A 25975-nucleotide genomic window follows, 5' to 3' on the forward strand; every position below is an offset into this window, starting at 1 on the left:
GCAGAACAAGGAATCCCTATATATTATACGCGTGCGTATAGGCGTATCCGTCCTTCCTTTTCTCTCTGCTCTCCTCATAAAAGTCTTTTTGGTATATTCTTATTCCATTGTTCCAAAATCTTGAAAATCTGCATTCCAGGGTGGAATTTCGTCGATTTCTCGTGGAACGAGTTCTGGAACAAGCTTGGAACGAGCTGATTCTTGTTCCTTTCAGTCCGTACAAAGGTATTTAGCGGGAATATTCAAACTTCAAAGCTTGCATGATAATCAACACGGTATCACAGGTTTGCTCAAAACCAATTTCTTTTGCATAGTCGAATGCTTTCTGATAGTTCGCCCAGAAATCATGCATACGAGGGTTTTCTCGTATATTGGTCATAATGGTTTGATAATCAGTCATAAGTGAAATGCTTCCCCTCTTGGCGGCTGTCCTCTCTAAAGCAGATCTCAGAAGCGACAGATCACAGTCTCCCCATCGTAAGGAATACAGAAGGTATACATCATAGAAATCTCTTGGTCTGGTGTTGGCAATGTTCCTGGAAAGTATCGTTTCCAACTTCTCAGCTAATATGGTCTCCAGATTGTATGCCATCATCGAAATGGTACGATCATCAAACAACAGCGGAAATGAATACTCGATTTCGCGTGGTGTAATCTTGTCGCCTGTCGTCACATCAACTGAAAGGGGAACCCGTAAAGGTGGATAGCTGGCAATTAGACTGACACGGATACCAGGATAATCATCGGTTTCCCGAATATCGGCAACTCGATTGACTGAGAATGTCACATCATCATCCACTTGTATGGCGCAGACATGTTCAAGTACGGTTCTGATAGATTCATGATTCAGTTTGAAGCCCTTTATGGTTGCATCAAGATCCATGGTTGATCGTGATTCGAGCCCGACCATGACTGCAATCAGGAATCCTCCCTTGATGATGAAATTCTCCCTGTAGCCGGAAAGGGACAGTCGTTCCAACAAGCGTTCCATCAGATAATTTTGCAGAACGATTTGGGCTGGCAGGTGCTTTTCGGCTGCAAGGTTCTTGATCCGTGCTTTCAATTGCATGGGATTGTTGGTAATCATAGCAGAATCTCCATATACGTGAGGATCTTCGGCTTCACCCGAAGCCTTTGCGCATAATCCATGAGGCGCCCAATGTCCTTCTCCCGTGAACCGGCATACATCCTCATCGCCTGGTTCACCACCTGGATATCGGCCTTGTGACGGGTCCTGACCATATCACAGAGGGTACGTTCTATATTGTATACCTTGAGAGAGTTCCCACTTGGTGAGGCTAGCGTCATGATTCCCAACGGATACGTTTCTTCGTTGGCCACTTTGGCTACCACACCTCGTTTGAGAACATTGCCAGGATTGTATCCGAAGGGAAACGTCATGGTATATCGTGATGGAGTTCGATCGGTCATGGCATGAAGATACAGTGCAGTCTCATGGGAAAAGATTCCCCTCGAGAACCTCCATTGAAGAATAAACAACTCATCCTCCCAAGTTTCCGGGAGGGTATATACACCCCGCTCGACTCGGACAAGCAATCCATTGTGAACCATGGAGGAGAGACACCGTCTTGGAATACCAGCCTCCGTAACCTGGGTACTCGTGATCATCCCCTGGTGTGTTTCGGCCATATGGAGAATCTTCTCATCATCATCGGCTTTCACCAACTCTTTTTGTACTTTCATGCTATATACATTACATCATTTTAGCATGCATGTACAATCATTTCTGTAAGATATTTTCGCATCTTCCCCAAATCATACAAGATGATGGCAAGGATTGCGATGACGTCGTTGGAGTCTCCGCGCCTGAGTCTGGAGCGTTCACGCTGATAGGACCAGCTTTTCAAAACTCTTGTTGTTCCGAAAACTGTACCCAAGAGCCGAAAAACCCCTATACGCGTGAATATGCATATACGGGCATGCCACGCTGGTCTTCTCTCCATATAGTATTGGTATTGATGACACATGATATTTCAGGAACATAAGAACACATCCTCCGCAATTGTTAACTTGGCAATGAGACGCTGCTTGTTACCGCGTATGTAACCCATTGCTTTGGTGGGAACTCGGGAACAATTGACGTGTTGATCCCGAGAGAACCGCTGGTTCCCAAGAACCTCTTCGGCCACCGGCAAAGAGGATGATACGAACTGGGTCCGTTCAGCTCTTCAAAGATCTTCACGATGAGAAACCCATGAAGGCGATACTTTCGCTCAATTTTGCGCTAAAGTGTCTCCCCCAGGCCAATCGACGGTTACGACATCATCCCCTTGTGATCACAAGTGACACAACTGAACAACTTTTCCCTTATATATGCTAACGCGGGTATGCGCCTACAGGCCGGTTCTTCCGTCTAAGGGAAATCGATTTTGAATATAAGGGGAAAAGTTGTGTTGTGAACGCCAGTTGTGTTCACCCGCTGCTGGGACAGCTGGACGGACTGGACACTACGCCCTATATACGTATACGCGTGTATACGGGTGCTCGTGTTGCATCCACCCCTCTTCCATCAATAAAACTCTTGTTATATGAGTTCTTGTCCCACTGTCCCAAAGCCTCGCTTATATATTGTGTTGGCATGAGTTGCCTCTTGGGACAGTATGGGGACACCCGCTAACAACGGTCTGTTCCGGGTGCAGGGGTGTCCCGCCTGATATGATGAGAAGGGCGATCTGAAGCGTGTATTGAGTGGTACTCAATTTCAAGTAAAAGTCCCCCATGATGGTCTTGGTAAGAAAATTGACCTCAACCTGGGGGGCTTCCACCCTGATCTGATCAGACTCCTACTTCCTCGGAGGGCAGCCATTCATAGACATTGACGACTTCCTTGCTCTTACGGAACTGGCGGACATCACTATCAAGCACATCGAGCAGGATCCATCCAAGGTCCTTTCCCGCCATCCCTGCCGGGTCGTCAGCATCGTTATCCGTATGCCATTGATGCAATGCCTTCAATGGGGTGGCACTCCATAGGCTGTCATATGCACCGAACAGGTCTCGCGCCGAGAACTTCGATCCCTGGCCTGCGACATTGCAATAGCAATAGACGGCACCTTGCACGAAAGCCTTGATCTGATCCATGCGGGATTCGTCGATGATTGCTGTGGTTTTGCGTTTCTTGGGTGTAGGTGTTACCATGAGTCTTACACTCCCCTTCTTCTGGTTGTAGTAAAGCATGTGGGTTAAACTTCCATTGCACGCTCAGAGGTAGTTCCTATACCAAATTGATGGATTCTGCAACCCTTTCGTTACAATCTGTATATGCTGTACTGATGCACAGCGCCCTCTGTACAATGCAGCGAATGCTTGCATCCATATCATGAAAGCGATATGATAACGATATATGGAGGTTCCGCATATGCCAACCATTCGTCCCAGTGCTGATCTGAGAAACAAATACCACGAGATATCCGAATTCTGTCACCAATACCCCGAGCCGGTGTTCATCACAAAAAACGGACAGGGTGACCTGGCAGTGATGAGCATTGAAACCTATGAGATGCTCACCGGTAAAAAGGAACTGTACAACCTCCTTGACGAAGGATTGAAGGCCCGGGATGCTGCTCAGGTCGAACCGGCGAACGAGGTGATCGCCGATATCCGGAAATCTCTGAAAAAGTGATGTACGAAGTACAGTGGACATCGCTGGCGAAGGAAGATCTGGTTTGTGCCGTCACCTACATCGCCGATATGCTCAAGGCTCCATTCGCTGCAGAGAAACTTCTGGATGACATTGAAAAGGAAACTGCAGTTCTCGCAGAGAATCCGTATCTTTTCCCTCTTTCTCACGACGAGTTTATCGCGCATCGTGGAATACGGCATATGAAAGTAAAGAACTATATGCTGTTCTACACCGTCAATGAGGATGCAAGGACAATCACGGTCATCAGGATGTTGTATGCCAGGCGAGATTGGATACAGCTGTTGGGTGGGCTCTCACCGTAAGCAACACATTAATTGCAACAGTACGACCTTTTTTCATTGACCGTCCCAATAAAGCCAGAAAGCTACGCTTCAGCAGCTACATATTTTTGATTGGGTCTGCTTGGTTTATCAGGAAAAGTCATCTGCAATCTCCCCGATTCAAGGAGTGGTTTCAGAAAACCCTTAGAAAAATACTTAATATCGCTATATTCAAAATGCTCAACAATTTCTCTCTTTGTTCGTGGAATGGAACAGTACTGAAGAATCATTTCTTCAATACTAACTTGGGGGGTAACTTGGGGGGTAACTTGGGGGGTAACTTGGGGGGTAACTTGGGGGGTAACTTGGGGGGTATCTTGTGGGGTATCTTGTGGGGTATCTTGTGGGGTAACTTGTGGGGCAACTTGTGGGGCAACTTGTGAGGCGGGTGACTTGCGCGTTATCTTGCATGGTGCCTACGCGTCCATACGTATCGCTGCCTTTCAACTTTCATATCGCCAGTGAAATCCTATGGTACAGAAATAATATTATTGCCACGACATTGTTTTTATTGACACGACATTACCGCTGTGCTATACCTACAGTACGAAGAAAGGAGGAATGGGAAATGGCGAAGCATGGAGAAACACCTAAAGCAGAGACCGTCGAAAAAGTGGCGAGTGTCTACAAGAAGACAGGATCCATCAGTGAAACCGCCTTGCAGGCAGAAATCTCAACTACGAAGGTGAGAAAAATCCTGATCACCATGGGCTTGTGGTCGAGTCCAAGATCTCAGCAGATCCGTGAATTATCTGATCAGGGGAAATCCTCAGCAGAGATTGCCGAGACATTGCAGATCAGCATAGTGATGGTTCAGAACTATCTGCCCTACGAGAAAGGGCTGTATGATGAACCACAGAAGACAGACACGGCGATGCGTAGCGAGAAGTATCGTACGCGAAATCGTTCGTACGCGCAAAAGAGTCGATCCCGCGAACAGCAGAAACCAGATGGGTTGCCGGCTGATCCAGAGACTACAGCACTTATAGAGAAGAAGGCCCCCTATGCCATGCAGTTGCATCTGGAGTTGCGTGACAGTCATCTTGAGTCCTTGTCTGCCAATGAAGCAAAGATCCTCGCGAAATATGGCGGCGTGGCAAAATCCATTTCCCGGGATATCATCGTCCCCTCCTCCTTGGCTCTGCATCAGCTGCATTTCCTCATCAACGTGGCCTTTGGGTGGACGAACAGCCATCTGCATAATTTCCAGCTGCCAGAGCCGTTGTTCCAAACACTCACCGCGGGAAAGTTCATGAACATCGCGCCGGTGTTCGGCTATTACCTGCAGTTCCCGAACAGCACCTTTGGTGATGCATTCTGGGATGACGACTATGATGAGTCCAAAAGCCCTAGGTCATGGATGCGTTCAAAGTATCTGAAGCAGTACAAATATGGCGGTTTCAGTGAGTACTGGATAGAGAACCAAGCCGAGATACATAATTTGGCACAACGAATTCCCATGCTCACTGTGCATCCGTTCCGATTCAGAGAGAAAGTGAAGCCCAGACAGGTACGATTCGAGGATGCCTCATTGCAGGAACTCTTGGATGCAATCGTCTTCGATGACGGGATGCCCGATGCATTGAAGGAAAGTCTCCGTTTGAACGAGATTCTTTCACGGGATCCCATGGACATCGAGCAGGCTAAGGCTAGTGCCCTGTCAGAAGATACAAGCGCTGTAGGATTGTACAAGCACTATCGTGACACTGTTGTTTCTGATGCTAGACAAGAGAAAGGTCATCGTGATGAATCTGCATATTCCCATGCTTTCGGGCAGATGGTAAAACTGCAAAAGAAGTATGAACCGAAGCACATCATGCCGATCGCCACAGAGCTTCTCTATAGTTACGACTATGGTGATGGGTGGGAGGTGGATATCACGCTCGTGAGGGAATTTGGTAAAGACAGTCAGACGGTGGATGATGAGACAGCAGCGAAGGTCATTGCCGATCTCAAACCGATCTGCATCGCTAAAGATGGGCTGCATGTGCTCGATGACTGTGGAAATGTTCATGGGTATATCGACATGCTCCGCACGATCCATGAAGGCGATAGGGATGAAGCGATGGAGATGAGAGAGTGGGCACGGGGCCAAGGTTGGACCGGCCGGGATGTGAGTCCTAAGCAAATGATTTGATCACCTTGCAAGAGACGCCACTTCTCGGTCACCTTGCGCCGATGATACTCACACCTCGTAATAGGTGCGGTACCAATCCACGAACTTCTGTAGTCCCACTTCAATCGGTGTGGTAGGCTTGAAATCAAAATCCCTCATGAGGTCGTCAACATCGGCATAGGTCTGGTAGACATCACCGGGCTGCATGGGAAGGAATTCCTTCTTGGCAGTCATTCCCAAAGCCTTCTCCAATGCTGCGAAATAGTCCATGATCTGCTCGGGCTTGTTGTTGCCGATGTTGTAGACCTTGTACCGATCACCATGCTCGTTCGGCACCGGTGGATTAGGGAGGATGTTGATAATACCCGCGACCACATCGTCGATGTAGGTGAAGTCCCGCCACATGTCCCCGTTGTTGAAGATCTTGATCGGTTCTCCTTTCACGATTCTGTTGGTGAATGAGAAGTATGCCATATCGGGTCTGCCCCAGGGACCGTAGACGGTGAAGAACCGAAGGCCAGTGCTCGGGAATCCATAGAGATGGGTATAGCAATGCGCCATGAGCTCGTTGCTCTTCTTGGTGGCGGCATAGAGCGACACCGGAGAGTCGACATTGTCGGAGGTGCTGAATGGAACCTTCTCGTTCATGCCATACACCGAAGATGACGATGCATAAACCAGATGCTCGGTCTTGAAGTTCCGACAGGCCTCGAGGATGTTTAAGAATCCTGCGAGGTTGGATTGCAGGTATGCATAGGGATTGTCGATGGAATAGCGTACTCCCGCCTGGGCAGCAAGGTGCAAGACGATCGTTGGAGCATATGTGGTAAAGACACCATCCAGAGCCTCCTTGTCCGCGAGGTCTCCCTTGATGAAGGTGAACTTGGGATAGGCAGAGAGTACTCCCAGCCTGCCCTCCTTGAGCGACACATCGTAATAATCATTGCAGTTGTCATAGCCGATGACGATGCAACCTCTCTCGAGAAGTGCCTGGGAGACATGGAATCCGATGAAGCCCGCGGCCCCGGTGACCAATACGATGGTACCGCTTTGGAGTGTATGTTTGTTATTCAATCCCATGCTCAATCCCTCTCATACAGGTCGCGTGTGTAGACCTTGTCCCAGACGTCCTCAAGCTCTGAGGCATACCGGTTGGCGACGATGACATTGCATACTTGCTTGAATCCTTCCAGCTCCTTGTAGACCTTGCTGCCGAAGAATTCGTCCTCGGTGAATGTGGGTTCATAGACCACCACCTTGATACCCTTCGCTTTGATACGCTTCATCACGCCTTGGATCGAGGATTGACGGAAGTTATCAGACCCCGCCTTCATGGTGAGGCGGTAGATGCCAACCACGATGCTGGAGGCATTGTTCCACTTGAAGCCCGCCTTCTGCAGGATCCTATCTGCGATGAAGTCCTTTCGGGTCCTGTTTGCATCAACGATCGCGGTCATGATGTTCTGGGGAACATACTCATAATTGGCCAACAGCTGCTTGGTGTCCTTGGGAAGACAATAGCCGCCATAGCCGAAAGACGGGTTGTTGTAGTGGGTCCCGATGCGAGGGTCCAGCCCGATCCCATCTATGATCGATTTGGTGTCCAAGCCCCTGACCTCTGCGTAGGTGTCAAGCTCATTGAAGAAGGAGACGCGCAAGGCCAGATAGGTGTTCGCAAACAGCTTGACCGCTTCAGCCTCGGTGAGTTTCATGATCAGTATGGGCACGTCCTTCTTTATCGCTCCTTCTGCTAGCAGGGAGGCGAATGTTTGTGCAGCATCCTGCAACCGAGCATCGTCCAAGGGACAGCCGACGATGATGCGCGAAGGATACAGGTTATCCTTCAACGCCTGCCCCTCACGAAGGAACTCGGGGCTGAAAAGGATGTTCTGTGATCCATATTTTTCTCTCACCTCGGCTGTGAATCCGACGGGAACTGTGGACTTGATCACCATGATGGATGATGGGTTTACCGCCATCACTTGCTGGATCACCGCTTCCACCGAGGAAGTGTCGAAGAAGTTCCTATCTGGATCATAATTGGTCGGTGTGCTGATGATCACATAATCGGCATCCCGATAGGCACTATCCCCATCGGTGGTCGCCTTCAATTTCAGATCATGATGCGCGAGGTATTCGCTGATCTCGGCGTCTACTATGGGTGACACACGCTTGTTGATCATATCGACCTTGGCTTGTATAAGGTCAACGGCTACCACCTCGTGATGTTGGCTCAGCAACACCGAATTGGACAAGCCGACATATCCTGTTCCTGCGACAGCTATTTTCATGGAAGACTCCTGCAATACGTTTGATACTGCATAATTGTACTACACATTTGTAAGTTTCGCGATTCAAATCACCAGATCCACACCATCCCAACGTGTAATCCCCTAATCAATGCTTCTGATACCGCTGCTGGCCCGAAGCTCCTTTGTCGGCAACGGTAACCTTGCAGTCATGTGTGCCGATATAGCTGAGGAACATCGAACCCAGCATGAGTCGGTCTCCCTTGGGAATACGGTTCCACTCGTATCCCTTGAACAGATCCTTCACCAGGAAGGTCTCCCCTTCCCGTACATGCGAGGTCTCATCGATTGCGGTTTTCAACAAGGAATTCAGGTCGTCCATAAGCAAATTTCCTCCATTTCTATTTTTGTTCTTATTATTAATATTGTTATTATAAATGTTCAGAATATTGATATTATAGGCCAAAAAAGAATGCGCGTCAATCGTCTTCGCGCTCCATCATCTCCCACACAATCTTTCTGGCTTCTGGTGTCTTTCTGAGAAATTCAATCATCTTGTCCCCACAGGGATTCTCCTTCGATTGCTCATCTCCATACAGCAACCAAGATGCACTTATAGCGCATGCGTCCTCGATCTTCTTTGCAAATCGAGTCGTCATCCTTCTGCGTCCGAATTCAACTTCCACCAGGTTGGGAAGAGAAATTCCCGCTATAGCCGCCAGTTCCTTTTGCTGGATTCCTTTTCCCTTACGCCATTGTACCAACCTGCTACCGGCAGATGATGAAACCTCATCAGCCTGCAGCCTGGATGTTCCTGTAAAAAGATCCTCTCCCTCATCAAGAAACGGCCATGTAGGATTCAGTTGAAACTCCTTGATAATGGATTCAATCATTTCCATTGTCGGAAGGCTTTCTCCCTTTTCAACCCTACGCAAATGGGCAAGTGAGTAGCCGATCCTTTTTGCAAAATCGGCTTTAGAAAGTTGAAGCCTGTTTCTCAACAGCACAATCGTCTCGCAGACCGTATTGTCCAGTGAGTGTTCTATCTCCTTGTTTTCAACCCTCTTTTTGATTGACAAATGCCTAAATCTCCATAAAAATATACTTTGAAACGCCAAAATAGTAAAGCATTGATTCAAAACCACTGCTGACGAAGGAGCTATCCTTGATCCCACACACCCAATCTTCAAACGGAAGGAGATGTGTCAAAACCCTTTTTCCTCCATCATCTCCCACACAAGCTTTCTGGCTTCTGGATGTTTTTTCAAGAAACTGGTCATTCTTTGTCCACACGGAAGATACTTCGCGTCCTCATCCCCATGCAACAACCATTCAGTACCGATACCGCAGGCGTCCTCTATTCGCTGAGCCATCCTCAAGGTCAACTTCCTACGGCCATACACAACATCCTCGATGATAGCCACTGAAATTCCTGTCAGCTTTGCGAAATCCTTCTGGTTGATATGCAGTTCCTTTCTCAAGTCCACCAACCTCTCTGCAACGGCCTTGATGCTGCTCAGTTCTTCTTGTTCACTGAATTTCCGATGAAGTTTGTTACCATCTGGGTCACCGGGCCGTTCCTCAGAGAAAGGCCAATTAGAATCAAGATGAAAAACATTCCGTATGACGCTTATCAATTCATCGGTTGCTTTTCTCTTGCCTGATTCCACCTCGCTGATATGGACCCTGGAATACCCTGTGCTCATGGAGAAAGCTGAAATGGAAAGTTGATAGCTTTTACGCAATATTGTGATAGCCTTCCCGATATCTTTTTCCAGAATATCCGTATGGGCTTCTTCACTTGTTTTTGCTTCAGGGTCGATATCCATTGACAGCAGAATCCTTCTGAATAATAATCTTGATATGTTACACAAATCATATTTTTCAATAATGTGATTTGGAATAGGAGCCAACCTTGATCACATCAGACGCACCGCTCATCCGTAGCGACTATCAAACCGGACTGTTCACCAAACAGGCACTTGCCGAAAAATACCACGTACACCCAGATACGATCACGAATGTGCTCAGCAGGTGCGAGGATCGGGATATTTACCGCAGGACTTCCACGCCGGGAAATCTGTTGATCACCCCGTACCAGACTTTCATCAAGGAACAACTCCAGCGCGGAGATATGCAGGCCACATCCATATTCCAGCTTCTCATAAGACTCGGTGCCTGTCTGTCATTGTCGACGGTTACCAAAGCCGTGAGAAAAATCAAATACGATCTGGACATGGCAGCCATCCGGTATGAAACATCCCCCGGCCAGCAAGCCCAGGCTGACTGGGCTTCGTTCAAAGGGTTCTCGGCAACCATCGATGGTATTGAACGCCCTATTTACGCTTTCTTCATGATCCTCGGCTATTCACGAATGCGGTATGTGGAATTCGTAACCGAGATGACCACGATGACCTTGATCAGATGCATCGAAAACGCCTTCACGTATTACGGCGGCAGCACCAAGGAAGTGCTCTTTGACAACATGCCCCAGATCGTGAATCGCTGTCTTACCACCAAGGGTGGCAACTCGCTCGAACGGATGCTGATTCCCGAGTTCACAGCCTTCGCAGACCATGTAGGATTTGACATAACTCTTTGCAGGATAAGGAGACCTCAACAAAAAGGCAAAGTCGAGCGAGTCGTGAAATATTTTAAAGAAGGCTTCATGCCCATGCTTCCCAAGAAGACAGGACACTCGCTGATCGATCTGAATGAGCAGGCCATACAGTGGTGTGATGAAGTAAACCACCAGGAGCACATGACCACCATGGAAATTCCGTATGATCGCCTTGGTTCGGAGAACCTGAATCCACTTCCCCGGATTCCCTATCTGGAGGATACCACGGCCAAGGTCTCCAAGGATGGATGCGTTGCCTTCCGTGGCAGGGTATTCAATGTAGATATGCGCTTTGCCGGAATCGAGGGCAAGATAATCGACCTTGAGGACACCATCTTCGGCTACTTCGACGGCAAACTGGTCATCCTGGGTAAGCGCGATTTGCCCGTTCATGTCCGGCATCAGTATTGCCACAGCAGGCATTCAGGAAAGATCAAACAGAAACGCTCCAAGCATATCCATTCCAACATCTCCCAATGGCTTGGCGGCAACCTGCCGCAGAAAATATCGGTTGACTGGAAGCTGATCTATGCGTGACCCATTCACCAAGCAGGTACTGCAGGATATCGCCTCATTCAACAATCGCTATCTTGGAGGTATTCTTGTAAACCTCTTTGAATCGCATCCCGAGCTTCGGGAGGAGATTGCCAATTCCATCATCGGTGCGGTTGCAGCCAAGGAAAATGACAACGTCAACAAGCTTCTGGAGGAGGCGTTTCTTCCCGGGTATCCCGATCACCCCACCCTCTCCGATTTTGATGCATCCTGTCTGTCAAAGACGGACAAGGGGGTGTATGATACGTTCATGACACTCGATTGTCTCACCGACAGGAACAGGAAACCGAATCTCGTTCTCTACGGTCCTCCCGATTGCGGTAAGGAGAAGGTCGCCATCGGATTGGGCGACCGATTGTGTAGGGAGGGAAAATCGGCGCGATTCATTGATTTCCATCATCTTATGGAGGTGCTGCAGACCCATGGGAGACTTCCCTCCAGCAACACCCTGTATAGGATACTCACCAAGGTGGAGTGTTTGATCATCGACGATTTCGCCTGCATGAACATCCATGATGCTGATCTGCTTGACAGCCTCTATGTGTTGCTCAGAACCAGGATCGACGATCATCTCAGCCCGAAGACCAAAAAGAAGATCCGCGCCACTTTTGTCACGACCCATCAGCATCTTGAAGATTGGCCGCGCCATTTGATCGGTGACGACTTCAAGGTGCTGCAGATCATCAACATCCTGTACGGTCGCGGGACCCTGCTGTCCATCGACGAGAAGGCTCCCAGAACTGATGAGGCAGAAAACACTTCTTCAGCTTCCGAGGCTACCCGGTAACCGACAACCCAGAAAATTCAGTTACGTTTAAAAAGTACCTTTTCCTAAAAGGCGGGAAAACCATGTCTTTTTCAATCCGGAAAATTCAAATGCTGGAAATGCCGAAAATTGCGATGCTGTCTACAGAAAACACTTCCTCACCTTCCGAGGCTACCCGGTAATCACCAACCCCGAAAATTCACTTACGTTTAAAAAGTACCTTTTCTCAAAAGGCGGGGAAACCATGTCTTTTCCAATCCGGAAAATTGGAATGCTGGAAATGCCGAAAATTGCGATGCTGTCTACACAGGTCCTCGTCGATTTCCAGCTCTTCTATGGCGAAGAGGATGTCCTTCACCGCACCGAGCCTGTTGGAGTTGTCGGTAGAGCCGTCATCGAGGACGACGACAGGATGGGAGAGAGAGCAACTCTCTTTCCAAGCAGCGAAGTGATCATGGAACTTGTGGTTGGAGACAATCACATACTTCTCGATCCCTTCGATGCCATCGACATCGGAAAGAAGCCAGTCAAGGACGGTCCTTCCCTGTACATCCAAGAGGGGCTTGGGAAAGTTCTCGGTCAGGGGATAGAGCCGGGTTGCATAGCCGGCTGCCAGGATGAGGCAGATCATGCTTCTTTCAATCCAACAAACTCTGCAATAGCTTCAAGTGAATACTGTATCATCTCCGGTTTCATTCCAGGGAACGTCCCAAGAAAGAATGTATTGTTCATCGCAAAATCCGTATTCTTCAGGGTTCCAACTACCCGCTTCTCAATATCCAAGTATGCCGGCTGTTTTGTGATATTTCCTGCAAACAAGTTTCGTGTTTCAATCCCCTTCATCGCCAGATGATTCGTCAGTTCTGTTCTGGTGAATGGGGCATCCTCCCGGACAGATACAGGGAAGGCAAACCAAGAGGGATCTGAATGCTCGGTAGCGTGAGGGAGAATGAAATATTTCTCAAATTGCCTAAAGCCTTCAGACCAAGCCTTGAAATTGGCTTTTCTCATCTCAATGAAGTGTGGAAGTTTTTCCATCTGGGCTACACCGATTGCAGCTTGCATATCTGTCACCTTCAAGTTGTAACCGATATGAGAGTACACATACTTATGGTCATATCCATGGGGGAGCTCGCCGTACGTGCCGCCGAACCGTTTCCCGCAAGTATTGTTCTCCCCGCCTTTGCAATAGCAGTCACGGCCCCAATCACGGATGGACGTGACAGCCCTGGCTATCACATCATCATCGGTGAACACCATGCCCCCCTCCCCCAACGTTATGTGATGGGCCGGATAAAAAGAACACGTTGCAACGTGTCCGAAAGCACCTACGTGCTTTCCCCGATAGGTGGAACCAAGTGCATCACAACAGTCCTCCACAAGAAACAAGTCATGTTGCTTTACGAAGTCTGTAATTTCATCAAGGTTGTAGGGATTTGCCAACGTATGTGCCAGCATGATTGCCCGAGTTTTTGGACTGAGAGCCTGTTTGAGGTCCTCAACCTTGATATTATATGTTCCCAGCTCAATATCGAGAAATACAGGGACCAATCCATTTTGGATGATCGGATTAACCGTGGTCGGGAATCCTGCGGCTACAGTGATTACCTCATCACCGGGTCTCAGCCGCTTCTCCCCCATCAGATGGCTGGTCAAGGCGGTAAGAGCAAGGAGATTGGCTGAGGATCCGGAGTTCGTGAGCATGGCATACTCAGCACCAACAAAATCAGCAAATTCTGCCTCAAACTGCTCGCTGTACCGCCCGCTGGTCAGCCAGAAGTCAAGGCTGGCATCAACAAGAAGTTGCAACTCCTTTTCATCAAAAACCCTGCCTGCATACCGTACCGGGGTTTTGCCGGAAATGTATTCCCGATTTGAATATTTTACATCATGGTATTCTTTCACCATTGCAAGAATCTGTGCACGCAACTGCTGTTCGGTCTTTTCCATCTATCTTACTCCCAAGCATCTATAATGATTGACTCTGGGGGAAATCCTTGTACCCCCAATTCATTCTGAAAAGCATGAATCATGTTCGGCGGTCCTGAGATGAAACACACCGAATCTCCAATCTTTGCTATCTCACTACAGATAGCTTGTATATCAAACAAGCCTTCCACCACATGGACTTCTGCAAGGGAAGATACATCGTCAAGAACTGATTTGTAAAGAAAGTGCTCTTTGTCCCGAATACCATAATAGATGGAAATGGGATTTGTGAAACCCTGATCAACAGCCTGATGAAAATACGAGATGAATGGAGAAATTCCGGTCCCTCCGGCGATGAAGACTGTATGTTGGCCTGGGGCTATATGTTTCTCTACGATGAAGTCGCCGTACGGAAGCTTGAGCCAAACCTGTCTGCCAACAGATAGTTCCTTCTCCATCCGCTTTGTGAAGGTACCCTTCACACTATAGACAATCTCGATGAAATCACTCTCTGGTTTGGAGGCGATGGAGAACACCCTTGATTCCGGCCAATACCCTTCTGAAGGATCAAAGGAATCTAGTGCCAGATGAAGGAACTGCCCTGCCTTGAAACGGGTGGCTCGTGAAGGGACAGAAAATTGCACGGTATGGATCCCATCACCGTGGTTGATGATATTGCTGATGGTTGCTTGTATTCTTGTTGGGGCTGGCATTCAATAGGATTCCTTTATCGAAGTAGTTGAATCTTGGATGATGTCACTCGATTTACAATCCAAAGAAGGATGCTATCTGGTTGTCGGTGCATAAATTCATATCATTCCCGGATACATACTCCTTATACCATTCAACTGTTCGTCGTACTGCCTCCTCAATACCCCATCTAGGAGACCACCCGAGATTCTGCTTCGCCTTGGAACAATCCAGACGTAGGTAGGAAGCCTCGTGTGGACCTGAATCACCTTGGGTTTTCCAGGAACCATTGCCCCATGCATCAAAAAATAAATCTGAAAGCATCCCGGTCGTGACACAACCATCCTCGTTTGGACCGAAGTTGTAAGCACCCTCCAGATTTTTCTCAGAATATTGAAACATTGCAAGAACGAGGTATCCATACAAGCATTCCAACACATGTTGGTATGGACGTATGGAATGGGGGTTTCTGACAACCAACTGCTCATTATTCATCACTGCCCTGACACTATCCGGAATAATCCTATCCTTGGCGAAATCTCCACCACCGATGACGTTCCCGCTACGTGCAGTGGAAACCGACGGGGAACCTTCGTTGAGGAAAAACGCATTGTGATAGCTGTATGTGACAAGCTCACTGCAAGACTTGCTGTTCGAATACGGGTCATACCCGCAGAGGTTCTCGTTTTCCCGATACCCCCAAATCCACTCCTTGTTCTCATATACCTTGTCGGTTGTCACATTGACTACAGTCCTAACCGATTTAGATAACCGGATGGATTCCATGAGATTCACGGTCCCCATCACATTGGTTGAGTAGGTTGTTACAGGATCCTGATAAGACTGCCTGACAATGGGTTGTGCAGCAAAATGGAATACAACTTCCGGCTTGACGGAATCAAAAACTAACTTAAGATAAGCCAAATCCCGAATATCACCTCGGCTATCTTGGATTCTGACACCGGTATCGGTCAATGCAAACATTGATGGACTGGTAGGAGCATCCAAAGCATACCCAGTTACTTTTGCCCCAAGCATAAGTAGGGTTCTCGTAAGCCAAGTTCCCTTGAAACCAGTATGCCCAGTCACAAAGACACTCTTCCCATTGTAGAATTCCTTTAAGCTTTTTACCAAATCTTCCATGGCGCCTTATCCTCTTTCCATAAGGTCTCAAGCAATTCTTTATCCCTCATGGTATCCATACACTGCCAGAATCCCGTATGTTCAAAAGCCATCAGATTTCCTTCCGAAGCCAACGTCTCAAGCGGATATTTCTCGAATACGCACTCATCACCAGCGATGTATTCAAGAACACTTGGTTCCAAAACCATAAAACCACCGTTGATCCATCCTCCATCTTCCTTTCTCTTCTCCTTAAAGCTCTCGACAAGATTGCCATTATTGATGTCCAAAGTACCGAATCTCCCACCGGGTTGAATAGCTGTCAGCGTGGCTTTTTTACTGTTGCTACGATGATAAGCAAGCAATTTGTTCAAATCAACATTTGCTACCCCATCACCATATGTCATGAAAAAGGTCTCATCACCGACATACTTGGCAACCCGTTTCAGTCTTCCCCCGGTCATCGTATTCAGGCCGGTATCGATGAGCGTAACCTTCCAAGGTTCGGTTGTATTCGAATGAACCTCAAAATGATTTTCTTTTGTGAAATCGAAGGTGATGTCACACATATGCAGATAGTAATCTGCAAAAAATTCCTTGATCACATATTGCTTGTATCCGCAGCAGATGATGAATTCATTGAAACCGAAGGATGAATAATACTTCATGATATGCCAGAGGATTGGTTTCTCCCCAATCTCAATCATGGGTTTGGGAATTAGATGACTCTGCTCAGAGATTCGAGTACCAAAACCGCCTGCCAGAATTACTACTTTCATTACTCACCTCATTTGGTAAAAATTGTCCAGCACCAATACCTAGGTGCAACAATCTGAAAATCCACGGGATTTCTCAGTCCTATAAAATTTACTAATGCTTTTTCTCAAGCATATCCTTAATTCCTCTCTCAAATGTATAATCAGGAGAGAACCCAGTATCTTCCATCAATTCCTCGATATCTGCAATAAGATACATGACAGAATTCTCATCGAAAGGGATATCCCCAAATCTAATTTCAGATGTGGATTTAATCTGGGATCTGATGAAGTCGATGTATTCATGCAATGGACGTCCAATACCACTCCCTATGCAATACTTCTTGCCGACTATCCCTTTTTCTCCAATCAGATAAAGTGCTTTCGCAGAATCAATTACATACAGGTAGTCCCAGATTTGGGTTCCTTTTGTAAGTTGGAGTGTCTTATCCTGCTTGAGGCACTGTATCGTGTGGCTGATCAATGAGGAACCCCGATCGTATGGGCCGAAAATGCTGAAAATCCTTGGCCAAAAGCATCGAATTCCCAATTCAGCTCCTCTAGATAAAACCAACTTTCCGGCTGATGACTTGCATATCCCGTACGCAGTGACAGGCTCTTCGGATGAATTCCTGCCGATGGGACCGTGTGTCTTTGGACCGAACTCTGCTTGGGACCCTGCTCCAACGAAAGTATTACACCCAATCCTTGAACACAATTCGAGAGCATCCAAAGACAACCTAATGTTTTCAATTTGTCCCAGAACATCTTTATCCCTGTCAGCTCCTGTATTGGCCCAGGCAAGGTGATACATGATATCATAGTTATGCTCCAGAAATTCCGACAACTGTAAAATTGATGCAAGCTCATATTCCACAATTCTAAGATTCGCATGCTTCGGTAAGCGGGAAATATGTTCCGAGTGAGGGCGAACAAGCCCAGTTACTTCACAATCTTGAGCCAATAGGTACTCTACCAAGGCGACTCCAATCATGCTAGTTGCGCCGGTAATCAGAATTTTCCTCATCTTATAATCCCATTAAATACTCTGTGAGCTCAGCTGGTAAGGGTGGCTCCTGGAGGTGAATCGGCTTGTCGAAGGCCAATTTAGGATATACATAGGTTTTTGACCCCAATTGGATTTCAAGAAGTACCGGTCCAGCATGAGGGGTCATAGCCTCAGTGATATCTGTCAGCTTATCAGCCCGGTAATAAGTAAAACCATAGGCATACGCTATTCTTTTAAAATCTGGCACCGAATAACCCTTTTCTTCAACAGTCTGAGCAAAATTAGAATTGAAGTACATCTCCTGGAAATGCCTGATCATTCCCAGCGATTGGTTGTTTAGAATCACAACAGTAATAGGCAAACTTTCCCTTGCGATAAACTGTAATTCCTGAATATTGATTTGGATACCACCGTCACCATTGATGCTGTAGACGCGCATATTAGATTTCTGGGCATAGTATGCCCCGATTGCGGCAGGAAGTGAGTAACCCATGGCTCCATGCCCGCCAGAAAATAGGACCTGTTGTCCGGCCTTTACTTGGAATGATTGGGATACCCAGACTTGGTTCTGCCCAACATCAGTGGTAATAATTGAATTCTCAGGAATTTGATTGCTGATTTCACGCATCATCTGATTCGGCAATAGGTCATCCATTCCCTCAACCTTTTCCCGTATTTGCTTGCATATGCCCAACCACTGCTTATTAATATCTGTATTATCTATATCTCGCTGTTCGAGGTGTGCAATCAATGCTGGTAATAACATCGATAGGTCAGAATGAATATGTATCTCATCTTTAGATATCCTATTTTGAAGTTCTCCGTTATCCACATCTACACGGAGAATTCTTGCTTTCGATGCAAATCCTGACGGATTGGCCCCGGTCTGCCTGATATCCAACCGAGATCCAAGTGTAATCAACAAATCGCACTTTGCTACGATGATATTCGAAAATCGATTTCCATATGCCCCGATGAATCCGAAATTAAGGGGATGTGGTGAGGGAAGAATATCCACGGCTATCATGCTCGTGACTACTGGCATTCCAAGTAAATCAACAATCGCCCTCACCAAAAGTTCATTACCGCTATGTCTCACTCCCGCACCAATCAACAAGCATGGCCGTTTAGCTTTGAGAATCTCGGCGATGATTGTTTCAATGTGCCCTGTCAAGATTGAGTCTACTGAAGAAATAGGAAGGAAATCATTTGCATATTCGACGGATGAAATTTCTGCCCTCTGAATGTTCATGGGGATATCAAGTAACACAGGGCCCCTTCTGCCTTCCATCGCAGTCTTGATTGCTGTCTCCAGAATCTCCGGCAATTCCTCCGGTTTCTCTACTTTCTTGGCGTACTTGCAAACACTTCTAACCAATTCAACAACATCCGTCTCCTGAAAACCCTTCTGGCGCATCGGAAGAGTCCCTTTGGACTCATACGTGTTTACCTGTCCGGTAATGAACAAAACAGGCAAGGAATCGAAATAGGCAGTACATATCCCAGTAATCAGATTGGTTGCACCTGGTCCGCTTGTGGCAAAAGCAACTCCAAGGTTGTTGCTCACCTGTGCATAGCCACAAGCTGCAAATGCCGCAGCTTGCTCATGATAATTGATATGCACAGAAATCAAATCTTGATGCCTATCTAAAGCATCAAGAAGATGAGTAACCATCCCCCCAGGATAACCAAATACATCTGTAATTCCTAGTGAGATAAGCCTTTTAACCAAGTATTCAATATTTTGCATATTTTAATAATCCTATAAATCATTGTTCAGAGAATACAAATCAAATTATTTCTTATATAAATTTGAGCTTTTAATTTTTTTTGTGAAATGTGAATAATAATTTTTACAAAAAGTAAAACTATCAATTTTGAATAAAATCGAATAACCTATATAGATAATTGACCCGACACCAATTTGAAGTATTAAAGTAAGCATATCGGATAATTTAAGATTCTGAATCAACCAAACAGGAATTGACATAAGAAGACAACCAATTAGAGTTGGTAAAATGTCAAGAATTTGATCCTTATACATATATCCATTATATCGTTTACTTGTATACATAACTGTTAGTGTCATGAATAAAGCGCCAGCTATACCACTCAAAGCAATTGCCATCACACTTGTTCTATATATTGAAAATATTATAGTAAGAAAAAATATCCTATAGGCAATATGTTCAATCATATAAACATCGCTTCTTCCTATTGAATTTAATGCTTGGTGTCTCGTAATCATCCCAATTGTTGCACCTTGAGTAATACAGAAAATCTGCATATATGGAACACACTCAATCCATTTTTCAGTTAATAATATGCGAATTAGAGGAGAAGCAACCAATGCAAGACCAGTTATCAATGGAAAAAGAACATAAGAAGCTACCTTTGTTGATTTTCGTAGTAACGATAGAACAAACCCCTCTTTGTTTTGATTATTTGACATTGAAGGAAGTAAAACAGAACTAATTGAAACGGCTATGTTTTTTATGAGTAAAGCTGGCATCTGCTGTGCTTTATTGTAATAAGCCAAATCTCCAGGAGAGTAAACCTTTCCAATAATCAAACCCCTAATCTGTACAGAAAAGTTTTCTGAGATAGATTCAACAAGAATTTTCCATCCAAAAGAAATCATACGTCTAATTCTATTCCAAGAGAAATTAAGTATTGGTCTCCATCTAACAGTAAACCATAATACAATTGTATCTACTACTGTATTTGTCATATACTGAGCAACTAAAGCCCAGACTCCAAAGCCATTTATTGCCAACAAGATACCAATCAAACCAGATAGAACTGTACCAAAAAAAGTGGACCAAAAGTATTTTTTAAACATCATATGTTTTGATACATATGAGTGTTGTACGCTATTCAGGGAGGCAATAACTATTCTTATCCCCATCACTCTTATTAAAAGAATTAACTCATCATTACTATAGAATGAAGCAATACTAGGTGCAGAGTAAAAAAGGAGTATGTAAAGAAAGATAGAAAAAATTGAGTTAAAATAAAAGACAGAGGAAAAATCCAACTCATCAGTATCTATTTTTTGTATCAATGCTATGGGCAACCCATTAGTTACGAGAATATCTAGAAACGAGATAAAAACCGTCATCAAAGCAATAGTTCCATAAGCCTCAGGAAAGAGAAGCCTTGCAAGGACTATAGAAACTATGAAAGATATTAGTTGTGCTAACATTCTTTCTGAAAATTTCCAGAATATGTTGGTTATGATTAATTTATTTCCGTTCTGCATCAATTTTCCTAAAAATTTCTTTCTCAAATTCGTAATCTGTAGATTTAATTCAAGCATCTTACTGGAATGAAGAGAGTGAGAACTATATGGATACTTCTTCACTATTTCTTTACATAACATTAGTCATGCTTGCGCTAATAGCTGAAATTCCTTAATCATCTGTTCATTAACTGCTACTTTTGTCCTTCTTCCTAAAACATAATTAATAACTTTCATTAACCCCCTTTTTAGAAATATTAAGAAGAGTAAAACCAATATATTTAATGTGGTTAGTTCATTTATTCGCTCTGACCAATCTTTTTCAGAAAACTCGTTTGAACGAGTTCGTTTATACGAAAAAATGCAATCAGCAATTGCATGATTCTTCATATATAGAATTTGCTTTTTAGAAAATCCATACTCCCTCAATGAATTAAAAAATGTTGGAAAACTCTCGAACCAAACTTGTCCCCTTCTATCAGTCCAAGAGGTGTTAACACCGCAAAGGATTGATACACTATTATCAAAATATGAAGAACCGGATTGCATTGATAATATTGCAAGCCGTAAAGTTTCTACCCAATTAATTGAATTATCTTTATTATTAATAATTAATTCTCTTCGAAATACGTTGCTAGACATAAATAAAAGTGCACTATAGTACTTAGCTACAATTTTTGTTATTTCTTCATTGCTTAATCCGATTCTCTTTAAATTCAAATCCCTCTTTATTCCTCTAATTGTAGAAATAGACATAGTTTTTTCATTAAATGCTACATAATTGAAATGAAAATATGAACATTTTTCATTCTTAATCAATCCGAGGAGTTTTTCAATAAATCCAGATCTTAGATAATCATCATCTCCTAACAAGTATATATATTGGCCTTTAGCCATCTCTATACACTTGTACATATTTTTTTCAGCCCCTAGATTTTCTTCATTTTGATTAATATGAACATTACCTCTTACTGGCAAAGAAAGCAAATATTCATAAGTTCCATCATTTGAGCAATTATCAGAAATAATAATTTCAATTTCGCGTGAAATCTCTTGTAATAGGAATGCTACTTGCCTCTTAAGATGGTCACATCTATTATATGTTGGAATACATATCGATAATAATATCTTTTCAATACTTTTGCTTGAGAACTCTTCTGACAATTTTTTTCTCCCATCAAGTTATTTTCATCTGATTTTATATGAGAAAATTTCTCTAAGGTATGCAACTCTAACAAGAGGTATTATTGGTTTTCTTCAGATAATATTAAATGAATATCTTCACAACTGCATAAGTAACTGCAATAGAAATATAAACTATAATCAAGATTTTTATAATATTTTTTCTATTTCTTTCAGCTAATAATGCATTATAGACATAAACCGAGCAAACAAACATTGAAGGATACACTCCTAATAGTCGTCTAACATCGTTAGAACTATACCCTGCTAAGATGAGAAGGAATATTGATCCTACAGCACCTTCAAAAATTCGTTTTGGGATTTTGCTTCTATATTTTCTAATCACAATGCCCATAAAAAAGAAACCTATCACAACAAACCAAAATAAGTTAGCAATACTATACGCATAGGTCAATAACTGAAATCTAGGGAATTCACCATTTGCCATATTCTCAGGAACTTTGTAAATCCAAAACAGGGAAAAGGGATTTATTTGAGATTGCAGAATCCTAGCAAAAGGATATAAGCTCCTAGGTATCAAGCTATATACAAAGTTTGCACCTCCATCGCTTTGTTGAGCAGTAGCAACATGGAACTCTTGGTAGGACTCACTCCAATCAAGAAATTGGTTTAAATAACCAAAATGATTACCTACAATTGTCAAACCAAAAAAAAGGATTCCAACAAATATAAAAAATAATAAATATATTACTTTATTGACTTTATAGTTGTTTAATATTCTATAAATAATTAGAGATAAAAAAAACAAAGCATGCGATGGCCTAAATAAAAATATAAAGATTATGATGATGATCATTTGAAAAACTGTACGTCTTGACAGTTGCTTATGTAAAACATAACACCCTAGAGCAAGAAAAAACGCAACATGCATGTCTCTTAAAAGGGTGGCTGAGAATATGAGACTATAAGAAAATATAGCGTAGAACAATGTTGAACTAAGTGCAATTGTTTTTTTAAAATAGAGTAAAAGTGTTTGATAAATAATTGCATTTATCATTGAGGCACACCAAACAACCACAATCAGATGGATGGTAATAGAATGATTTCCTGTGATGAGTACTGACATTCTTCCCAAAAACCATCCAAGATAATAAATACCTACTCCCTTGTATAGAAAAGACGATGAACCTAGGTCAAAAGCTGTTGGTCCTGTATATTTGCTAAAATTTGCTAATTGAACAAACCTACTATAATAAGTTCTTGAATCAGGTGTAAAAAAATAGGAATTAAGTGGATCTTTAACATATAACATCTGTGTCACAAGCATATATGCAATATATATTGAAAATGAAAGAAAAAAGATACCGTTTGTTATCGAAATACTCTTCTGATCAAAAAGGATAACATTTACTATGCATCCACTCATAATCCCAAAAGTAATAAATAGAAATATTGCTGGTTGCAGAGAAACTACACAATAAATTATAGAAATTATGATTGATAATAGATATATAATAATGCGATATTTATACGCATTATTAATTCCAATTGATTTACTCATTGTATTAATGTCTTATATTGTCTATCGATTTGAGCATATATTATTTCTGGAGAGAATTTTTCTCTAGATACTTTCTGTGCCGCATTCCCCATCTGATATCGCAAATTTCTGTTTCTTGCTAACGATATCAGTGAATCTCGAATCCGAGTTGAATTGAATGGAGGTACGAGAATGCCATTAAAGCCATCAATTATCACTTCAGGGTTTCCTCCTACATTTGTCGCAATAATTGCAAGACCAATTGAACAGGCTTCAAGTAATGAATTTGATAAGTTCTCATGTAGCGTCGGAAATAGAAATATATCGCTCCCATATAGAATCTGAAGAACATCTTCACGATTTCCCAAGAAAAAAACACGTCCTGATTTAATTATATTTTTATACTTATTCTTATATAAATCGAGATCTTTTCCAGAACCACATAACGCAAAATACAAATTAGAATCGTTGAGATCGCTAAAACCGTCTAGGGCATATTGTATCCCTTTTTCATCAGTTATTCTACCTGTATAAACAACAAGTATATCTGTACTACTTAATCCTAATTCTCGCTTGATTGCATTCTTTTGTAATTTCAGAAAATCTATTTTCGGTGCAACATTATATATTACAGACATTTGACTGCTTTTTGTGTTTTTTTTAATTATTGCTTTATTAGCCATGTCAATACATACTGTGTTTACAACCTTTGATAATCTCAAAGTAAGTGGCTCAATTATATTAACAAACATCCATTTCTTAATTCTTGGATATTGTATCATATCAATTGTAGCCCCATGTACAGTAGTAAGAATCTGTGTATAACCCGCGATTCGAGCAGATAATACTGCATAAAAACCATGTAAACCTAATCCACTTACATGGATTATATCAGGTTGAATGAATCTAATCCTTTTTACCAACTTCATAATTAATTTTATCCGTACTATACTGCCTAATTTTTCATTTATGTATATCTCTTGAAAATCATACTTCTCCTTAAGCCATGATTTTTGTATTGCCCTCATAGATGTTGTTATTCCGCTTACATTGCCTTCATTGTAAATAAAAACTAAAACTCGTGGTTTGACCACTAATTGTGGATCTCTTTCAACTAAAAATTCCATTTAATTCCCCCACACCGTCTCATTCACTATCTTCGCATAGCTCTGTATAAGCTTTACCACCTTCACCGATACATTGGTGTCATGGTAGTCATCAGGCATCTCGGTCTTCTCCTGGTTGTCCCGCATGGAGACCGCCATCTCTAGGGCCTGAGAGATATCCTTGGTGGTGATTCCACCAACCACAACGGTTCCCTTGTCCAGTACCTCAGGTCTCTCAGTACTGGTCCTGATGAGAACCCCTGCGAAGTCCAGCATTGCCGACTCCTCGCTGAGGGTGCCACTGTCAGAGAGTACACAGTAGGCATTCATCTGCAGCTTGTTGTAGTCCAGGAAGCCGAAAGGCTTCAGGCTCTGCACCAAGGGATGGAACTGAAAGTTTCGTTGCTCGATGAACTTCTTGCTCCTAGGATGTGTGCTATAGATGACCGGCATCTGGTAGGTCTCTGCCATGTCATTGATGGCAGTCATCAGGGAAAGGAAATGATCCTCGTTGTCGATGTTCTCTTCCCTGTGGGCTGAGACAAGGATGTAGTTGTTCTTATTGAGATGCAGTTTATCTAATACATCGCTTTCCTGGATCTTCTTCATATGATTGTCCAAAACCTCCCGCATCGGGGAGCCTGTAACAAAGATGGTCTTCCCATCCAATCCCTCAGAAAGCAGGTAGCGTCTTGAGTGCTCGGTATACGGAAGGTTGATGTCACTGATATGATCCACAATCTTCCGGTTGATCATCTCGCTGACATTCCAGTCCCAGCAGCGGTTCCCTGCTTCCATGTGGAAGATGGGAACCTTCAGGCGCTTCGCGCTGATGGCCGACAAGGCACTGTTGGTATCACCCAAGACTAGCAAGGCATCGGGCTTCTCCTTCTGGATAACCTCATAGCTCTTGGCAATGATGTTTCCCATCGTCTCGCCAAGGTCCTTGCCCACGCTGTCCAGATAGTAGTCGGGGGCTCTCAGGCCCAGGTCCTCGAAGAACACCTGGTTAAGCGTGTAGTCCCAGTTCTGTCCCGTATGGACCAGAATGTGGTTGAAGTACTGGTCACACTTCTGTATGACTGCACTGAGCCGGATTATTTCGGGCCTTGTCCCAAGGATGGTCATCACCTTCATCTTATCCATACCA

General features: G+C 44.1%; 26 protein-coding genes. 5 read left to right on the forward strand and 21 right to left on the reverse strand.

What is annotated here, in order from left to right; all coding sequences use genetic code 11:
* Nucleotides 1–229: 229 nt before the first annotated feature.
* From ACODJP_RS05320 to ACODJP_RS05330, 3 genes are all read right to left on the reverse strand, one after another.
* Nucleotides 230–1087 (reverse strand): nucleotidyl transferase AbiEii/AbiGii toxin family protein, encoded by an 858-nt coding sequence (locus ACODJP_RS05320; protein WP_422479250.1) that lies wholly within the window; start codon nucleotides 1085–1087, stop codon nucleotides 230–232.
* Nucleotides 1084–1704, reverse strand: a complete 621-nt coding sequence (locus ACODJP_RS05325; RefSeq protein WP_422479252.1) for a type IV toxin-antitoxin system AbiEi family antitoxin domain-containing protein — start codon at nucleotides 1702–1704, stop codon at nucleotides 1084–1086. The genes ACODJP_RS05320 and ACODJP_RS05325 overlap by 4 nt, the downstream gene beginning before the upstream one ends.
* Nucleotides 1705–2796: 1092 nt before the next feature.
* The gene (locus ACODJP_RS05330; RefSeq protein ID WP_422479254.1) at nucleotides 2797–3198 is read right to left on the reverse strand and encodes a hypothetical protein; all 402 of its coding nucleotides are present in this window, start codon (nucleotides 3196–3198) and stop codon (nucleotides 2797–2799) included.
* 181 nt (nucleotides 3199–3379) lie between these two features.
* On the opposite strand from ACODJP_RS05330, the gene ACODJP_RS05335 reads away from it, so the two are divergent.
* Both ACODJP_RS05335 and ACODJP_RS05340 read left to right on the forward strand, forming a co-directional pair.
* A complete protein-coding gene (locus tag ACODJP_RS05335) occupies nucleotides 3380–3643 on the forward strand; it encodes a type II toxin-antitoxin system prevent-host-death family antitoxin (protein ID WP_422479256.1) in 264 nt (87 codons plus the stop codon).
* Nucleotides 3643–3966, forward strand: a complete 324-nt coding sequence (locus ACODJP_RS05340; protein WP_422479258.1) for a type II toxin-antitoxin system RelE/ParE family toxin — start codon at nucleotides 3643–3645, stop codon at nucleotides 3964–3966. The genes ACODJP_RS05335 and ACODJP_RS05340 overlap by 1 nt, the downstream gene beginning before the upstream one ends.
* Before the next feature lie 62 nt (nucleotides 3967–4028).
* Here ACODJP_RS05340 and ACODJP_RS05345 read toward each other — a convergent pair whose 3' ends face one another.
* Nucleotides 4029–4214 carry a Fic family protein gene (locus ACODJP_RS05345; RefSeq protein WP_422479260.1) on the reverse strand — a complete coding sequence of 62 codons (186 nt, stop codon included), beginning with the start codon at nucleotides 4212–4214 and terminating at the stop codon, nucleotides 4029–4031.
* Between the two features lie 338 nt (nucleotides 4215–4552).
* Here ACODJP_RS05345 and ACODJP_RS05350 point away from each other — a divergent pair, with 338 nt between their 5' ends.
* A complete protein-coding gene (locus ACODJP_RS05350) occupies nucleotides 4553–6121 on the forward strand; it encodes an IS1096 element passenger TnpR family protein (RefSeq protein WP_422479262.1) in 1569 nt (522 codons plus the stop codon).
* 48 nt (nucleotides 6122–6169) lie between these two features.
* Here the strand turns inward: ACODJP_RS05350 and ACODJP_RS05355 are convergent, their stop codons facing one another.
* The 5 genes from ACODJP_RS05355 to ACODJP_RS05375 form a co-directional block, all read right to left on the reverse strand.
* The gene (locus ACODJP_RS05355) at nucleotides 6170–7180 is read right to left on the reverse strand and encodes an NAD-dependent epimerase (protein ID WP_422479264.1); all 1011 of its coding nucleotides are present in this window, start codon (nucleotides 7178–7180) and stop codon (nucleotides 6170–6172) included.
* Nucleotides 7181–7182: 2 nt separating this feature from the next.
* Nucleotides 7183–8391: a nucleotide sugar dehydrogenase gene (locus tag ACODJP_RS05360; protein WP_422479266.1), complete on the reverse strand. Its 1209-nt coding sequence runs from the start codon at nucleotides 8389–8391 to the stop codon at nucleotides 7183–7185.
* Between the two features lie 106 nt (nucleotides 8392–8497).
* The gene (locus ACODJP_RS05365; protein ID WP_013605969.1) at nucleotides 8498–8731 is read right to left on the reverse strand and encodes a single-stranded DNA-binding protein; all 234 of its coding nucleotides are present in this window, start codon (nucleotides 8729–8731) and stop codon (nucleotides 8498–8500) included.
* A gap of 97 nt (nucleotides 8732–8828) precedes the next feature.
* Nucleotides 8829–9428 carry a helix-turn-helix transcriptional regulator gene (locus ACODJP_RS05370; protein WP_422479269.1) on the reverse strand — a complete coding sequence of 200 codons (600 nt, stop codon included), beginning with the start codon at nucleotides 9426–9428 and terminating at the stop codon, nucleotides 8829–8831.
* A 126-nt stretch (nucleotides 9429–9554) separates the two neighbouring features.
* Nucleotides 9555–10178 (reverse strand): helix-turn-helix domain-containing protein, encoded by a 624-nt coding sequence (locus ACODJP_RS05375; protein WP_422479271.1) that lies wholly within the window; start codon nucleotides 10176–10178, stop codon nucleotides 9555–9557.
* 86 nt (nucleotides 10179–10264) lie between these two features.
* Between ACODJP_RS05375 and istA the strand changes: the two genes are divergently transcribed.
* Together istA and ACODJP_RS05385 are read left to right on the forward strand one after the other, a co-directional pair.
* Nucleotides 10265–11506: an IS21 family transposase gene (gene istA, locus ACODJP_RS05380; RefSeq protein WP_422479273.1), complete on the forward strand. Its 1242-nt coding sequence runs from the start codon at nucleotides 10265–10267 to the stop codon at nucleotides 11504–11506.
* Nucleotides 11499–12311: an ATP-binding protein gene (locus tag ACODJP_RS05385; protein WP_422479275.1), complete on the forward strand. Its 813-nt coding sequence runs from the start codon at nucleotides 11499–11501 to the stop codon at nucleotides 12309–12311. Before istA ends, ACODJP_RS05385 begins: the two co-directional genes overlap by 8 nt.
* Nucleotides 12312–12516: 205 nt before the next feature.
* Here ACODJP_RS05385 and ACODJP_RS05390 read toward each other — a convergent pair whose 3' ends face one another.
* From ACODJP_RS05390 to wecB, 12 genes are all read right to left on the reverse strand, one after another.
* Nucleotides 12517–12921, reverse strand: a complete 405-nt coding sequence (locus tag ACODJP_RS05390; protein ID WP_422479277.1) for a sugar phosphate nucleotidyltransferase — start codon at nucleotides 12919–12921, stop codon at nucleotides 12517–12519.
* Nucleotides 12918–14240 (reverse strand): lipopolysaccharide biosynthesis protein RfbH, encoded by a 1323-nt coding sequence (gene rfbH / locus ACODJP_RS05395; protein ID WP_422479279.1) that lies wholly within the window; start codon nucleotides 14238–14240, stop codon nucleotides 12918–12920. Before rfbH ends, ACODJP_RS05390 begins: the two co-directional genes overlap by 4 nt.
* Nucleotides 14241–14245: 5 nt before the next feature.
* Complete coding sequence (locus ACODJP_RS05400) at nucleotides 14246–14932, reverse strand: ferredoxin--NADP reductase (protein ID WP_422479281.1); 687 nt, start codon at nucleotides 14930–14932, stop codon at nucleotides 14246–14248.
* A gap of 52 nt (nucleotides 14933–14984) precedes the next feature.
* On the reverse strand, nucleotides 14985–16052 hold the full coding sequence (gene rfbG / locus ACODJP_RS05405; RefSeq protein ID WP_422479283.1) for a CDP-glucose 4,6-dehydratase: 1068 nt from the start codon (nucleotides 16050–16052) through the stop codon (nucleotides 14985–14987).
* A complete protein-coding gene (gene rfbF / locus ACODJP_RS05410) occupies nucleotides 16037–16810 on the reverse strand; it encodes a glucose-1-phosphate cytidylyltransferase (RefSeq protein ID WP_422479285.1) in 774 nt (257 codons plus the stop codon). The genes rfbG and rfbF overlap by 16 nt, the downstream gene beginning before the upstream one ends.
* A 91-nt stretch (nucleotides 16811–16901) precedes the next feature.
* On the reverse strand, nucleotides 16902–17813 hold the full coding sequence (locus ACODJP_RS05415; RefSeq protein WP_422479287.1) for an NAD-dependent epimerase/dehydratase family protein: 912 nt from the start codon (nucleotides 17811–17813) through the stop codon (nucleotides 16902–16904).
* A gap of 1 nt (nucleotide 17814) precedes the next feature.
* Nucleotides 17815–19545, reverse strand: coding sequence for a thiamine pyrophosphate-binding protein (locus ACODJP_RS05420; RefSeq protein WP_422479289.1), 1731 nt, complete (start codon nucleotides 19543–19545; stop codon nucleotides 17815–17817).
* A 45-nt stretch (nucleotides 19546–19590) separates the two neighbouring features.
* Entirely contained in the window at nucleotides 19591–21057 is a 1467-nt protein-coding gene (locus ACODJP_RS05425) for a lipopolysaccharide biosynthesis protein (RefSeq protein ID WP_422479291.1), read from the reverse strand.
* A gap of 123 nt (nucleotides 21058–21180) precedes the next feature.
* On the reverse strand, nucleotides 21181–22200 hold the full coding sequence (locus ACODJP_RS05430; protein ID WP_422479293.1) for a glycosyltransferase family 2 protein: 1020 nt from the start codon (nucleotides 22198–22200) through the stop codon (nucleotides 21181–21183).
* A gap of 103 nt (nucleotides 22201–22303) precedes the next feature.
* Nucleotides 22304–23506 carry a hypothetical protein gene (locus ACODJP_RS05435; protein ID WP_422479295.1) on the reverse strand — a complete coding sequence of 401 codons (1203 nt, stop codon included), beginning with the start codon at nucleotides 23504–23506 and terminating at the stop codon, nucleotides 22304–22306.
* Nucleotides 23507–23736: 230 nt separating this feature from the next.
* A complete protein-coding gene (locus ACODJP_RS05440) occupies nucleotides 23737–24846 on the reverse strand; it encodes a glycosyltransferase (protein ID WP_422479297.1) in 1110 nt (369 codons plus the stop codon).
* Nucleotides 24847–25971, reverse strand: a complete 1125-nt coding sequence (gene wecB / locus ACODJP_RS05445) for a non-hydrolyzing UDP-N-acetylglucosamine 2-epimerase (protein WP_422479299.1) — start codon at nucleotides 25969–25971, stop codon at nucleotides 24847–24849.
* Between the last annotated feature and the right edge of the window lie 4 nt (nucleotides 25972–25975).

It is taken from the genome of Pleomorphochaeta sp. DL1XJH-081, from assembly GCF_049310885.1.
Classification (GTDB): domain Bacteria; phylum Spirochaetota; class Spirochaetia; order Sphaerochaetales; family Sphaerochaetaceae; genus CAYZJV01.

Bases quoted from the DNA above. Each gene is read 5' to 3' on its own strand.
- ACODJP_RS05320 (WP_422479250.1), bottom strand. From the start codon at position 1,087: ATGATTACCAACAATCCCATGCAATTGAAAGCACGGATCAAGAACCTT.
- ACODJP_RS05325 (WP_422479252.1), bottom strand. From the start codon at position 1,704: ATGAAAGTACAAAAAGAGTTGGTGAAAGCCGATGATGATGAGAAGATT.
- ACODJP_RS05330 (WP_422479254.1), bottom strand. From the start codon at position 3,198: ATGCTTTACTACAACCAGAAGAAGGGGAGTGTAAGACTCATGGTAACA.
- ACODJP_RS05335 (WP_422479256.1), top strand. From the start codon at position 3,380: ATGCCAACCATTCGTCCCAGTGCTGATCTGAGAAACAAATACCACGAG.
- ACODJP_RS05340 (WP_422479258.1), top strand. From the start codon at position 3,643: ATGTACGAAGTACAGTGGACATCGCTGGCGAAGGAAGATCTGGTTTGT.
- ACODJP_RS05345 (WP_422479260.1), bottom strand. From the start codon at position 4,214: ATGATTCTTCAGTACTGTTCCATTCCACGAACAAAGAGAGAAATTGTT.
- ACODJP_RS05350 (WP_422479262.1), top strand. From the start codon at position 4,553: ATGGCGAAGCATGGAGAAACACCTAAAGCAGAGACCGTCGAAAAAGTG.
- ACODJP_RS05355 (WP_422479264.1), bottom strand. From the start codon at position 7,180: ATGGGATTGAATAACAAACATACACTCCAAAGCGGTACCATCGTATTG.
- ACODJP_RS05360 (WP_422479266.1), bottom strand. From the start codon at position 8,391: ATGAAAATAGCTGTCGCAGGAACAGGATATGTCGGCTTGTCCAATTCG.
- ACODJP_RS05365 (WP_013605969.1), bottom strand. From the start codon at position 8,731: ATGGACGACCTGAATTCCTTGTTGAAAACCGCAATCGATGAGACCTCG.
- ACODJP_RS05375 (WP_422479271.1), bottom strand. From the start codon at position 10,178: ATGGATATCGACCCTGAAGCAAAAACAAGTGAAGAAGCCCATACGGAT.
- ACODJP_RS05385 (WP_422479275.1), top strand. From the start codon at position 11,499: ATGCGTGACCCATTCACCAAGCAGGTACTGCAGGATATCGCCTCATTC.
- ACODJP_RS05390 (WP_422479277.1), bottom strand. From the start codon at position 12,921: ATGATCTGCCTCATCCTGGCAGCCGGCTATGCAACCCGGCTCTATCCC.
- rfbH (WP_422479279.1), bottom strand. From the start codon at position 14,240: ATGGAAAAGACCGAACAGCAGTTGCGTGCACAGATTCTTGCAATGGTG.
- ACODJP_RS05400 (WP_422479281.1), bottom strand. From the start codon at position 14,932: ATGCCAGCCCCAACAAGAATACAAGCAACCATCAGCAATATCATCAAC.
- rfbG (WP_422479283.1), bottom strand. From the start codon at position 16,052: ATGGAAGATTTGGTAAAAAGCTTAAAGGAATTCTACAATGGGAAGAGT.
- rfbF (WP_422479285.1), bottom strand. From the start codon at position 16,810: ATGAAAGTAGTAATTCTGGCAGGCGGTTTTGGTACTCGAATCTCTGAG.
- ACODJP_RS05415 (WP_422479287.1), bottom strand. From the start codon at position 17,813: ATGAGGAAAATTCTGATTACCGGCGCAACTAGCATGATTGGAGTCGCC.
- ACODJP_RS05420 (WP_422479289.1), bottom strand. From the start codon at position 19,545: ATGCAAAATATTGAATACTTGGTTAAAAGGCTTATCTCACTAGGAATT.
- ACODJP_RS05425 (WP_422479291.1), bottom strand. From the start codon at position 21,057: ATGCAGAACGGAAATAAATTAATCATAACCAACATATTCTGGAAATTT.
- ACODJP_RS05435 (WP_422479295.1), bottom strand. From the start codon at position 23,506: ATGCTTGTGACACAGATGTTATATGTTAAAGATCCACTTAATTCCTAT.
- ACODJP_RS05440 (WP_422479297.1), bottom strand. From the start codon at position 24,846: ATGGAATTTTTAGTTGAAAGAGATCCACAATTAGTGGTCAAACCACGA.
- wecB (WP_422479299.1), bottom strand. From the start codon at position 25,971: ATGGATAAGATGAAGGTGATGACCATCCTTGGGACAAGGCCCGAAATA.